The following is a 12,845-nucleotide window of genomic DNA, read 5'->3' as shown; positions in this document are numbered from 1 at the left end:
GAGTGCCCGTGCCCTGTGCAACGCCCTGTTTACACGCGTGTCAGTTGGACTCAACCACATATCGCCGCTGGGCATTGGCCAGCGCATCCTCGCGCCAGAAATGTACCGGCTTGAGCTGCTTCTTCACAAATAGCTGTGCCTGGTCGGTGTAGTGCTTGCTGCCGGGGCGGGTTGTGGCCGCACCATAGGGCTGGATCGATTGCGAGCGGACCCTTTCGCCCGGCCGCCATTCGACGAACTGGATGAAGCTGTCACCATGCTTCACCGACAGGCGCCCGTCGGGATCGACGTCCCAAGTTGTCGAGGCGCGCAAGGTGTCCGAACCGCCATCGAGCGGAAGGTCGACAGCATAGGGGCCAGGCCCTTGCCGCAAACGCAGCAGATCGCTCATCGGCGGGTCGATCCGCCCGAAATGCGCCATCAAGTGGTCGACCTGCTGCCGCAGGTGTTCCTTCACATCGGGGAGCGGCTTGTTCTGATATTCGGCCGACATGAATTCCTTGATCATCAGTAGCGCGATCGCATCCGCCTTGCCGCGATTGTCGGCCGTGAAATCCCATGTCAGCAGAAGATCGCGCGCCTTGGCGAGATCGGGCTCTTTGGACAGGTCGAGCTTTTCCAGCGCCGACCAGAGATCGGCGACATAGCCCGCGCGCTCGTAGCCCGTGTCATATTTGATCGCCTCCAGCGTTGCACGGTCGATCACCGGCGCATTGGCCATCAGCCTTGCTGCGCGCTCGGCGCGATTCGTAGTCTTGAGCTCGATCCCCAATTCGGGGGCGAAGTCTCCTGGTGACAAGTCGCTGCCGGGACCTGCTGCCGAATAGGGTTGGTTGTTCGCGTTGAAAAGCCAGCCGCTGGCGGGGTTGATCAGTTTGGGCAGCCGGTCATAGTTCACCGGACCGCGCCAGATGAGGTCTGAACGGTTGCCTGGCAGAACGCCGCGCCAGTTGGCGCCTTTCGGACGGTCAGGAAGAGCGGCATTGTAGACATAGGCAATGTTGCCCGCTTCGTCGGCGTAGATGAAGTTAGTGCTCGGCACCGCCATGCGCGCCAGCTGCGCTTGCCACTCGGCAAGGTTCGTCGCCTTGTTGAGCCGGTAATAGGCATCGAGCTGCTCCACGCTGTCGATCCCTCCATAACGCAGCGCATAGACCCCGGTGTGATTGAAGATCACCGGGCCATGCGCGCTGCGATAGACTGTCTGGGGGATCGGCAGCGTGATCGGGCCAAACTTGACCGGCAGCGTCACCGTCTTGCTTTCAAGCTCGCGCCACTCGCCATCGATACGATAGCGGGTGCCGCTGTCATCCATTTCAAGCTTGTAGAGGTCGACCATGTCCGGCCGGTTGACCGTGTTGGTCCAGCCCAAATGTCGGTTGTGGCCCAGGAAGGGGTAGGGCGATCCGGGGAAGTTCGCCCCTGCATAGTGCCAGCCTTCCTCGCTCTCGACCACCATTTCGTACCACGCAACGCCCCCGCGCCACGGCTGGTGGCTGTTCGAAACGAGCCGGGTCACGCCGTCGCCCGACTTGCGCGGTGCGACAGCGAAGGCGTTCGAGCCCGACAGCGTGCCGTCCTCTCCCCAAGGTAGCGGGAGGCGCTGGCCTCGTGCGGTTTGGGCAGGGCCGGAAGCGGCTTCGGCGTCGCGCGGGAAGCCGGGGATATCGGGGCCGAATTCGCGCCGCAGCGGGTCGCCCGCCACCAGCGGCCCGATCACGCCGCCCAGCCCGAAGAAGAAGGGCTGGCGCAGCGCGAAGCCGGCGGCGATGTCTTCGCCGTTGACGGGGAACAGGTTGGCAAGCTTCAATTCCTGCGGGTGTTCGCGCGCATATTGGTTGAGCCCGGAGGCATAGGCTTCGAACAGCGCTCGCGTATCCTCGGGCAAGGTGGGATAGTGCCGCTCCGCAGTGCCGCGCGCGTCGAGCAGGTGGTAGGCATAATCGATCTGTGCGCCTTCCTCGCCCGCGATCGCGCCATAGCGCCCGCGAGCCATCGCCAGCACGTCCTGCAAGGTGAAGAAGTCGTCTTCGGCATGCGCGATGGCGACGCCGAATGCCACGTCGGCATCGGTCTTTCCGTAAATGTGAGGCACGCCGAACTCGCTGCGTAATATCTCCGCGCGATAGTGACGCTGTTCGTCAGGCGCATGTCCGCTTTCGGCGAAAAAGGGTTCCCAAGTCGCCAGCGCGACGAATAGCGCGAGGAACAGTACGAGCAGCGCCGACGTGCCACGGAAAAGCCATTTACGGATCACGGGAAACCCCTATTGGAATGCGCATCTAGACTGCGCCGGTCGCTTGCGCCGGTCAACTCACACCATTTGCTAGGAACCACAAACTTGCGCCTGACTCGTTTCAAGCTCACTGCCCTCGCCCTTTCAGCTCCGCTGGCACTCGCTGCGCCTGCGCTTTCCGCGCAGGAAATCGCCGGATCCGGAATTGCCCCCGGCACCGCCGAAAACAGCGCGCCGCGCGCAATCGGATTCGCCAGCGCAGCGCCCGCAGGGGCAGCCATGGCAATCGTGATGACCGGGGCGCAACTTCCCGCATCGGTTTCTCTATCCGATGCCGATCGCGCCATGGCCGAGCGGCGGATCGCCGCGCTTGAATTCGCAGGAAAGGCCGGCCAGTCGCTCGAATTGGTGACGGGCGACGGCGCGACGCGCGTGATGCTGGTGGGCGCGGCTGCTGACGATGGCGCGGCGCCGGATTGGCGCGACGTCGGTGGCCGGATCGCGAAGGCGATGGGCGAAGAGAAGGCGTCGGTCTCCATCCTGGGCGTCGACGATTCCTTTGCCATGGCCGAAATCGCATTTGGCGCTTCGCTGGGCCAGTATCGTTTCGATCGCTACAAGAGCGGTCGCCAGAGCCCTCCCGCGCAAGCCATCACGTTGGTCGGCAGCGGAGCCACCGCGGCGCAAGCTCTTTGGCAATCGCGCCATGCGCCTTTGGCTGAAGGCGTGGCGCTGGCGCGCGACCTCGTCAACGAACCCGCCAATGTGATCTATCCGGAAAGCTTTCTGGAACGCGCGCGCGCGGCATTCCGCGGCGTTCCGAATGTGACCATCGAAGTGCTCGACCAGGCCGACATGCGGCGGCTGGGGATGGGCGCTATCGCCGGCGTGGGGCAGGGTTCCCCGCGTGGCAGCCGCCTGCTGATGATCACATACAAGGGTGCAGAGGGCGCTCCGATTGCGCTGGCAGGCAAGGGCATCACTTTCGACACTGGCGGCATCTCGCTCAAGCAGAATCCCGGCATGTGGGAAATGAAGGGTGATATGTCGGGCGCGGCAGCCGTCACGGGCGCCTTGCTGAGCCTCGCAAAGTCGGGCGCTCCGGTCCATGCAGTGGCTGCGGTGGCACTGGCCGAGAACATGCCAGGCGGCAATGCGCAGCGCCCGGGCGACGTGGTGCGGACGCTTTCGGGCAAAACGATCGAGATCCGCAGCACCGATGCCGAAGGGCGGCTCGTGCTGTCGGACGCGATCGAATACACCGTTCGCGAATATGCGCCCTTTGCGCTGGTCGATATCGCGACGCTGACCGGGTCGGCAGTTCGCGCGCTCGGCGTCGAATATGCTGCCGTATTTGCGCGCAAGGATGCTCATGCCGAAGCTGCCATCGCTGCGGGCGATGCGACTGACGAGGTCCTGTGGCGCCTGCCGCTCCATCCCGCCTATGCCAAGGCGATCAAGTCCGAGATCGCCGACATCAAGAACGGCGATGCAGACCCGGCACCTGGCGCAAGCGTAGGCGCGCATTTCATCGAGTATTTCGTGCCGAAGGACCTGCCCTGGGTGCATGTCGACATGGCAGCGGTCGATCGCTGCTCAAGCGGCATGCCGACCTGCCCAGGCGGTGCGCGTGGCTTCGGCGTGATGCTGCTCGACGAGCTGGCACGCAACTGGCGCCCGGCCGAATAGTCCAATCCGGGCTTTAGTTTAGAACGATCTTGCCAGGGGTCTTGCGGAATGCTTCGCAAGGCCCACCTAGTCAGGTAACACACCATCGGGTTGTGGCGCCTGCCACCCCTTGTGTTGCTAATATGCAACACTATATTGGCGGGGCTAGCGAGTGAGGGATCGTTCATGAACCTGGAAAAATTTACCGACCGCGCCAAGGGTTTCCTGCAAAGCGCGCAGACTGTTGCGATCCGCATGAACCATCAGCGGATCACGCCGACCCACCTGCTCAAGGCATTGCTCGAAGACAATGAAGGCATGGCGGCCGGGCTGATCCAGCGCGCCGGCGGCCACCCTGGCGTCGCGATCACTGAAGTCGATACCGAACTTGGCAAGATTGCCGCAGTCTCGGGCGGCGGTGCGCAGCAGACCCCCGGTCTCGACAACGACACCGTACGCATTCTCGACCAGGCCGAACAGATCGCCGAGAAATCGGGCGACAGCTATGTCACGGTCGAGCGGCTGTTGGTCGCGCTCGCGCTCGCCAGCACCACCAAGGCGGGGCAGGCGCTAAAGCAGGCCAATGTCGATCCCAAGGCGCTCGAAACCGCCATTGCGGAACTGCGCAAGGGTAAGACTGCTGACAGCGCCAATGCCGAAAGCGCCTATGATGCAATGAAGAAGTTCGCCCGCGACCTGACGCAGGCGGCGCGCGACGGCAAGCTCGACCCGGTGATCGGCCGCGACGAGGAAATCCGCCGCACGATCCAGATCCTCGCCCGCCGCACCAAGAACAATCCCGCGCTGATCGGCGAACCCGGCACCGGCAAGACCGCGATCGCCGAAGGGCTGGCGCTGCGTATCGCCAATGGCGACGTGCCCGACAGCCTGAAGGACCGCACGCTGATGTCGCTCGACATGGGTGCGTTGATCGCTGGCGCGAAGTATCGGGGCGAGTTCGAGGAACGGCTCAAGACCGTACTGGACGAGGTCAAGGGCTCGGACGGCCAGATCATCCTGTTCATCGACGAGATGCACACGCTGATCGGGGCAGGCGCAAGCGAAGGCAGCATGGATGCTTCGAACTTGCTCAAGCCCGCGCTCAGCCGCGGCGAGTTGCACTGCATCGGCGCGACCACGCTCGACGAATACCAGAAGTATGTCGAGAAGGACCCGGCGCTGCAGCGGCGCTTCCAGCCGGTATTCATCGACGAGCCGTCCGTTGAGGACACGATCTCGATCCTGCGCGGGCTCAAGGAGAAGTACGAGCTGCACCACGGTGTGAACATCACCGATGCGGCGCTCGTCGCGGCGGCGCAGCTCAGCAATCGCTACATTCAGAACCGCTTCCTGCCGGACAAGGCGATCGACCTGATGGACGAGGCGGCGAGCCGCATCCGCATGGAAGTGGAATCGAAGCCCGAGGAAATCGAAAAGCTCGATCGCCGGATCATCCAGCTCAAGATCGAGGAAACCGCGCTTGCCAAGGAAAACGACGATGCCTCGAAAGAGCGCCTCAAGGCGCTGCGCGAGGAGCTGGCCGATCTTGAGGAACAGTCCGCTGCGCTCACCACGCGTTGGCAGAACGAGCGCGACAAGATCCACGCCGAAAGCCGGATCAAGGAGCAGCTCGATGTCGCGCGGTTGGAACTGGAACAGGCCCAGCGCGAAGGCGATCTCGCCAAGGCGGGCGAGCTTTCCTACGGGCGCATCCCCGAACTTGAGAAATCGCTCGCCGAAGCGCGCGGCGCTTCCGAACATGCGCTGCTGCGCGAGGAAGTGACCGAGGATGACATCGCAGCCGTGGTCAGCCGCTGGACCGGCATCCCGGTCGACAGGATGATGGAGGGCGAGCGCGAGAAACTGCTCCAGATGGAAAGCATCCTGGGCAAGCGCGTGATCGGCCAAAGCCAGGCGATCGAAGCGGTCAGCAAGGCCGTGCGGCGCGCGCGCGCAGGCCTTCAGGACCCGAACCGCCCGCTCGGCAGCTTCCTGTTCCTCGGCCCCACGGGCGTGGGCAAGACCGAACTGACCAAGGCGCTCGCCGAATTCCTGTTCGATGACGACACCGCCATGGTCCGCATCGATATGAGCGAATTCATGGAGAAGCACGCGGTCGCTCGCCTGATCGGCGCGCCTCCGGGCTATGTCGGCTATGAAGAGGGCGGGGTGTTGACCGAAGCGGTGCGGCGCCGGCCGTATCAGGTCGTGCTGTTCGACGAGGTCGAGAAAGCGCATAACGATGTGTTCAACGTGCTGCTGCAGGTGCTCGACGACGGCCGACTGACCGACGGGCAGGGCCGCGTGGTCGATTTCTCGAACACGCTGATTATCCTCACTTCGAACCTCGGCAGCCAGTATCTTGCCAACCTTGGCGACGACCAAAAGGTCGAGGATGTCGAGCCGCAGGTGATGGATGTGGTGCGCGGGCATTTCCGCCCCGAATTCCTCAACCGGCTGGACGAGATCATCCTGTTCCACCGGCTTGGCCAGGAGCACATGGCGCCGATCGTCGATATCCAGGTGGGCCGGGTGCAGAAGCTGCTCAAGGACCGCAAGATCACGCTCTACCTCAGCGAAGGAGCCAAGAAGTGGCTTGGCCGCGTCGGCTACGATCCGGTCTATGGCGCCCGCCCGCTCAAGCGCGCGGTGCAGCGCTATCTACAGGATCCGCTTGCCGAAATGCTGCTTGAAGGGAAGGTGCCTGATGGCAGCACGGTGACCATCGACGAAGGCGACGGCGAGCTGCAGATGGAAGTTAAATAGGCCATCGCGTAATTTTTTTTTGCAAGAAGTACATTGCCGCTCAGTTTGTTGCGCCGACTGGCCCCATTTGTGGGAATCTCGCAACAGGCGGCAAAATTTAATTTCTGTGCTTTGACACCGCCCCCGGGCTATTGCACTACTCGGCAATCCTAGGGGGCTGGGACTTGGGGTAGCAGGGGATTCGTGTGGGTTCGTTTCGAGCCCGCACGAAGCTGTTATTCCAATTCCGGTTCCAGTTGTGGTGACTGGAGAAATCATGAAGAAATTCCAAAGCAATTCGGTGAAGGCGCTGGCCTTCTCTGCGTCGGCTATTGCACTTGTTGTGGCAGGCCCGGCTTTCGCGCAGGATGAAGGTCAGGAGGAAGAAACCGCTGACGTAACGCAAGACGGGGATGCAGCTGCCCAGCCGCAAGGCGACATTGTTGTCACGGGTTCGCGCATTCAGCGCACTAATACTTACAGCAGCATTTCCCCGCTGCAGGTGCTCGATACCGAAACGCTCCAGGACACTGGCCAGTTCGATGCTGCGGAAATCCTCCAGCAGACGGAATCGGCGGCAGGCACCCAGATCGACGCGACGTTCCAGGGCTTCGTGCTCAATAACGGTCCGGGCTCGCAGACGCTTGACCTTCGCGGCCTCGGTGCAGACCGTACCCTGCTGCTGATCAACGGTCGCCGCATGGCTCCTGCCGGTGTCGAAGGCGCCCCGACCAATCCGTCGATCAACATGATCCCGTCATCGCTTGTCGCTCGCTATGACCTGCTGCTTGATGGTGCATCGTCGGTATATGGTTCGGATGCGGTCGCCGGCGTGGGCAACATCGTCCTGCGCAAAGACTTCGACGGGTTCGAATTCCAGGCCAGCGGCGATTATAACGAGCAGGGCGCAGGGCACGACTGGCGTGTTAGCGGTGCTTGGGGCAAGACCGGTTCAAACTGGAACTTCGGTATCGGTGCCGAGTTCCAGCGCCGCGACGCAGTGACCTATGGCGACCGTGATTTCATGGCCGGCTGTAACCGTCACTACGAAGTGGACCAGAATGGTAACATCCTGACCCTCGGTATTTCGGATGACGCCAATACCCGCAGGCTAAGCGGCGGCGCAATCGGCGAGAACCCCACCGAATGCACCATCGATGCGGCCGTGCGTCGCATCATCCCCAACAGCCCTCTGTTCTTCAGCTCGATTTATTATGACGAAACCGTGTTCGCATCCACGGGGCAGGCGGGCAACACTGGCATCCCGTTCTTCTCGGATGCCTTTGATGCGTTTGGCAGTCCGGTCGACCGCAATGGTGATGGGCTGCTTGACGTGGACTATTCTGCCGTCACACGCAACGGTACCGACCTTACGCCTACGCTCATCAGCGGCCAGGACCTATATAACGTCATGGCCTATGGCGAATACACCTTCGAGGGCGACTGGAACATCACGCCGTTCTTCGAAGCGAACTACACGCGTGCTGAAGTTTCTGCACGCAGCCGACAACCGCAGCTCTTCCCCTATGTACCGGGCAGCAACCCCTTTAACCCGTGTAACATCCTCAACAATGACTGCGGTGACGACAACAACGTCTTTGACGGCCTCTACACCTTCGCCGGCGGTGCATTTAGGCGCCCGACCAACAGGTCCTATACTGTCCGCCCGGTCGTTGGCGTCGCGGGCGACCGCAACGTGGTCGAAACGGTGCAGGAACAGTATCGCGGGGTCTTCGGCCTGAAAGGCGATCTGCCGTTCATCGATTTCGGGACGGGCAACGACTGGACCTTCGAAGTTTCCGGCATGTACTCGCGTTCGGAAGGCACTTCTTCGCGTGCGGGTATCCGAAACGACCGCCTCGCGCTTGCGCTGGGTATGGATCCGACTGTCTCGAACCCGACCGGTCGCGCTACCCCGGTCGTGCTTGCTGGCGGGCCCTGCGCAACGAGTGGCTTTGCCGATCCCACCAACCTGCAGCCCGATGTGCTTGAAGGTTGCGTCCCGGTAAACCTGTTCGCGCCGAGCCTTTATCAGGCCGCAGTGGGTGATTTCGCCACTCAGGCGGAGCGCGATTATCTGTTCGATACGCGCGACTTCGATACGACCTACGAACAGACCGTTATCTCGGCTTACATTCAGGGCAGCCTGTTCGAACTGCCGGGCGGTCCTGTGAAGGCTGTGTTGGGTGGCGAGTATCGCAACGATACGCTGACCTCGCTTCCCGATGAAGTCGCAGCGCAGGGGCTGTTTTTCGGCTTCTTCTCTGACCAGGGTGCTCAGGGCAGCAAGAACATCTACGAAGTGTTCGGGGAACTCGACCTTCCGCTGATGTCTGGCCAGACCCTTGTCGAAGATCTGCGGCTCAACGTTTCCGGACGTCTGACCAAGGACGAATTCTACGGCACGAACGAAACCTACTCGATCAAGTTCGGCTGGCGTCCGGTCGAGCAATTGCTGATCAAGGCGTCCTACGGTACTTCGTTCCGTTCGCCGAACCTGCGCGAACTGTTCCTCGCAGGCCAGTCGGGCTTCGGCGGGATTACCGACCCTTGTGCGGTCCCGACCGCCGCCTATGCGCCGCTGGCTGGTGGCTATAATGCTGCGCTCGACACACGCGATGCGTTCATTCTCGCCAACTGCGTCCGTGAAGGGCGCGACCCGACCCGCGTCGGTACGGATGGTGCGACCACGGTGCAGGTGCCCAGTGTTGAGATTACCTCTGGCGGCAGCTTCGAACTCGATCCGGAAACCTCGACTTCGCTCACTACCGGTTTCTCGTTTGGTGAGACTTTCGGGCCGATCGATTTCAGCTTCAACTTCAACTACTATGACATCAATGTGAAGGGCGCGATCGCAGAGCCGACCGGCCAGTTCGTCGTCAACCAGTGCTTCCTGCGCGACGACAGCACACGCTCGAACTTCTGCGATTTCATCGAATGGGATACTGATCCGCTCTCGCGCCAGTTGATCAGCGACGTCTTCGCGGGCTTCGTCAACATCAACGAAGAATCGGTGCGGGGCATCGACTTCAACGCCAGTTTCGGGACGGACGTTCAGGCATTTGGCAAAACGGTCGATCTTAATCTCAACCTGCGCGCAAACCACCTGATCCAGCGTGACTCTGTGTTCCTGACCGACACTGGGGAACGTACGATTGACAAGGATGCCGGCGAATTCGGCTATCCGCGCTGGACAGGCCGGGCGATCCTTTCGGCCCGCGTCGACAACGTGACAGTCACCTGGCAGACCCGCATGATCGGCAGGACCGAACAGCAGTCTGACGGGATTGATCCTCTGTCCGACGCATTCGGCCGCGGCCCAGACGGTATGCCCACCGGCTTCATAGGCAACACCTGTCTGGGTAACGGTTCGGGTTCGAACTCCGGCCCAGGCGGAGCTTTCGTTGCCGATGGCATCGTTCCGGGTGACGGTGTATTCTGCCGCGACATCGGTTATGCCGGCAGCTACTTCGTAAGCAACGCGTCGGTCCGTGTTAAGCTCGACAGGTTCGACATCCGCGTCGGTGTGGCGAACATCTTCGACCGCAATCCGCCGCTGATCGACACGAACGAAGTGTTCGGCATTAACAACATTCCGATCGGTAATGGCTACGATCTCAATGGGCGCGAGTTCTTCGGCTCGGTCTCAGTCAAGTTCTAAGCCAGTCGATCGACTGCTCTGACAATTGCGGCCCCGGACTTCGGTCCGGGGCCGTTTTTGTTTGTGGGTCATGGGTGAAGTGTTCGGCAGGCCTAGGGCCACGCCGGGATTTGAACTCTATGCCAAATCGCCCAGCACTTCGCGCAGCGGATCGAGCCACTCGGAATAGGGCCGCCAGACTTCCATACCGTCACGATTCAACGGGCGCCTGACCTGCTCGCTGCTGGGTGTACGTACGACGCGATCCAGCTGGTGAAACTGAAGCAAGGCATCGTCCCACGGCAGGCCGAGATATTCCATCACCGGTGCGAGTTCGCTCTGCGCATCGGCCACCAGCGCGCTGTAGTCGACATGGTGCACCATGCCAGGCGCCACCTTCTGCAGGTGATCCATCAGCCGGACATTGTCGACATAGCTGTGGCCGACATCCTTGAGCGCGAACGACGAAGCGTGCGCGCTGGTGAAGGACTGCGTGAAGTTCGAAAAACAACAGTCCATCGCCGGGCGGCGAATGTCGATAAAGCGGGCTTGCGGCAGGATCCGCCGGATCAGCAGGATGTTGCTCCAATTGTGCGGCAGCTTGTCGATGAAAAAGGGACGATCGGTCGTCCGATGCCACTGTGCGCGGCGGAGATACTCGCGACCGAATGCCTGCGCCTGCTGATCCGGCAATTGCATGATCGCCTCAGTGACCGTGATCTCCCCCCGGCGTGTGGCCATCTCCATGAAAGAGCGGAGGATTGCCGGAATGTAGGGCAATTCGCCGATCGGTTCGATCGATGGATGGCTCCCGAGCATCTGTTCGAGCAGCGTCGAACCCGAGCGCGGGAGCGAAACGATGAAGATCGGCGTACTTTCACCCAGCGCTTCCTTTGGCAGCCCGCTCAAATAGGCCGCATCCACCAAACGTTCGACCTCTGACACTTCCTGCGTCAGCTCTTCTGCATTGTAGTTCAGGCTTTCGGCGCGGATGCGGTTGCCTTCGTCATAGTGACGGAAGGCGGCCTCGTACTCACCCCGGTCATGAAGCGCGCGCGCGAGCGCAAAATTCAGCGGCGCCTGGTTGCGGGGATCAATCGCGATGGCCAGAGATTGACGCATTGCGGCGATATCCGCTTCGTCGAACACCTTTCGCTTGATGCTGGCTATGCCCCACCAAGCTTCCCCAAACTCGTCATCGATGGCGATGGCCTGCCGATAGGCTGCTATTGCCTGATCAACCTCGCCTGCAGACCGCAAGCTGTGCCCGTATGCGAGCCAAAGCGGCGGATGGTCTGCACGTGCTTCCAGCAATTCCTTGTAAAGAGCTCGCGCGTCATCGCTGCGCCCGGTCTTCTCGAGTAAGCCCGCTACGATTGCCTTGAGGCTGTGATCGCCGCTTTCGGCCGCCAATTGTTCGAACATTGGCAGCGCTTCCAGAGGGCGTTCCTGCTGGCTCATCACCGCTGCAAGGTTGCGGCGCGCCTCGAAGTCCCTTGCCCCGCGTGCGATCGCGCTACGAAGGAAATGCTCGGCCTGTCCAAGCGCGCCGAGCCGCATGGCGCAAAAGCCGATTTTAGACAGCGCCCGATGGTCATTGGGGTTCTGGCGCAAATATCCGACAAGCAGCTGGGCAGCCTGTTCGTACTGTTCGGAATCGATCAGCCCCTGCGCTCGCGCGAGAGCCGGATTGGTGCTGATTGTGCCGTAATTATTCATTATGTATCAGAACCTTAGAGATACCCCAGCAATGAACGCAGGCCCGGGGCCTGGTATTCCACGAGCGCACGATGTCGCTCTCCAAGAACATCGGGCAAATCCATCGCAATTCCCGAAAGATTCTCTCGGGCCGTCCCGCTCTGGCTGCGATCGGATCCGCGCCGGACGCGCTCGCGCCAGTCGTCGGGCATGGCGATCCCGCATGCGTCGAGCAGAGCGGCAAAGAAACCCTCCGCCTCGGCGCTGTCAAGCGCGCCGATATGACGCAGCAGGTCTTCGTAAGTCACGACATGGCAACGCGCGCCGAGCCAGGCCGCCGCGTTGAGCTCATAAATATCGTTGAGCGAAGGCAGCTTGCCCGGCAATCCGAAGATCATCATCGTCAGCAATTCGTCGGCCGATAACGCGCCGCTGCTCAAATGGTTGATATTACTTTCGAACTGGTCTGACAGGATGAAACGCGCGCGTGCGATAACCCAGTCATAGGGATCGCGGTAAAGCAAAACGCGCCGTGTGGACGCTGTCTCGATCGCCGACGCATCGGCGAAAAATAGGTGACCCCAGCTCAATTTGGGCGCTGACGGATCGAAGGCCGAGAGGTGCTGCTTGAGATTGGCCCACTGGATGAAGTCGGCATCATACTGCTGTTCGACTGGCACGAACATCCGCATGATGTTGCGCAGCAAATGACTCCCGCTCTTGGGTACCGAATTGAGAAAGACCGGCTGCGTCAGCCGCTCCTGCGCGAATTCAGCATTGGCTTCGTCCAGCGTGTCTCGCTGGACCAATATCCGCGGCATTGCGTCCGCCTTTCTGGAACTAGCTTCGTCGAGCCAC

At 61.5% G+C, this 12,845-nt stretch carries 6 protein-coding genes; 3 read left to right on the top strand and 3 right to left on the bottom strand.

The window, feature by feature from the left end:
* Nucleotides 1-40: 40 nt before the first annotated feature.
* Nucleotides 41-2,254: a penicillin acylase family protein gene (locus tag VRS74_RS06880; RefSeq protein WP_435521386.1), complete on the bottom strand. Its 2,214-nt coding sequence runs from the start codon at nucleotides 2,252-2,254 to the stop codon at nucleotides 41-43.
* An 87-nt stretch (nucleotides 2,255-2,341) separates the two neighbouring features.
* Between VRS74_RS06880 and VRS74_RS06875 the strand changes: the two genes are divergently transcribed.
* From VRS74_RS06875 to VRS74_RS06865, 3 genes are all read left to right on the top strand, one after another.
* Nucleotides 2,342-3,925: a leucyl aminopeptidase family protein gene (locus VRS74_RS06875; RefSeq protein ID WP_354144508.1), complete on the top strand. Its 1,584-nt coding sequence runs from the start codon at nucleotides 2,342-2,344 to the stop codon at nucleotides 3,923-3,925.
* A 165-nt stretch (nucleotides 3,926-4,090) separates the two neighbouring features.
* The gene (gene clpB / locus VRS74_RS06870; RefSeq protein ID WP_354144507.1) at nucleotides 4,091-6,670 is read left to right on the top strand and encodes an ATP-dependent chaperone ClpB; all 2,580 of its coding nucleotides are present in this window, start codon (nucleotides 4,091-4,093) and stop codon (nucleotides 6,668-6,670) included.
* Nucleotides 6,671-6,926: 256 nt separating this feature from the next.
* Nucleotides 6,927-10,310 carry a TonB-dependent receptor domain-containing protein gene (locus VRS74_RS06865; RefSeq protein WP_354144506.1) on the top strand — a complete coding sequence of 1,128 codons (3,384 nt, stop codon included), beginning with the start codon at nucleotides 6,927-6,929 and terminating at the stop codon, nucleotides 10,308-10,310.
* A gap of 117 nt (nucleotides 10,311-10,427) precedes the next feature.
* Here the strand turns inward: VRS74_RS06865 and VRS74_RS06860 are convergent, their stop codons facing one another.
* Together VRS74_RS06860 and VRS74_RS06855 are read right to left on the bottom strand one after the other, a co-directional pair.
* A complete protein-coding gene (locus VRS74_RS06860; protein WP_354144505.1) occupies nucleotides 10,428-12,008 on the bottom strand; it encodes a tetratricopeptide repeat-containing sulfotransferase family protein in 1,581 nt (526 codons plus the stop codon).
* Between the two features lie 14 nt (nucleotides 12,009-12,022).
* Nucleotides 12,023-12,808, bottom strand: a complete 786-nt coding sequence (locus VRS74_RS06855) for a hypothetical protein (RefSeq protein ID WP_354144504.1) — start codon at nucleotides 12,806-12,808, stop codon at nucleotides 12,023-12,025.
* Between the last annotated feature and the right edge of the window lie 37 nt (nucleotides 12,809-12,845).

This window comes from Altererythrobacter litoralis, from assembly GCF_036324225.1.
Classification (GTDB): domain Bacteria; phylum Pseudomonadota; class Alphaproteobacteria; order Sphingomonadales; family Sphingomonadaceae; genus Erythrobacter; species Erythrobacter litoralis_A.
Note: the sequence above shows the minus strand (reverse complement) of the source record. Positions and strands in the feature narration are given on the sequence as shown.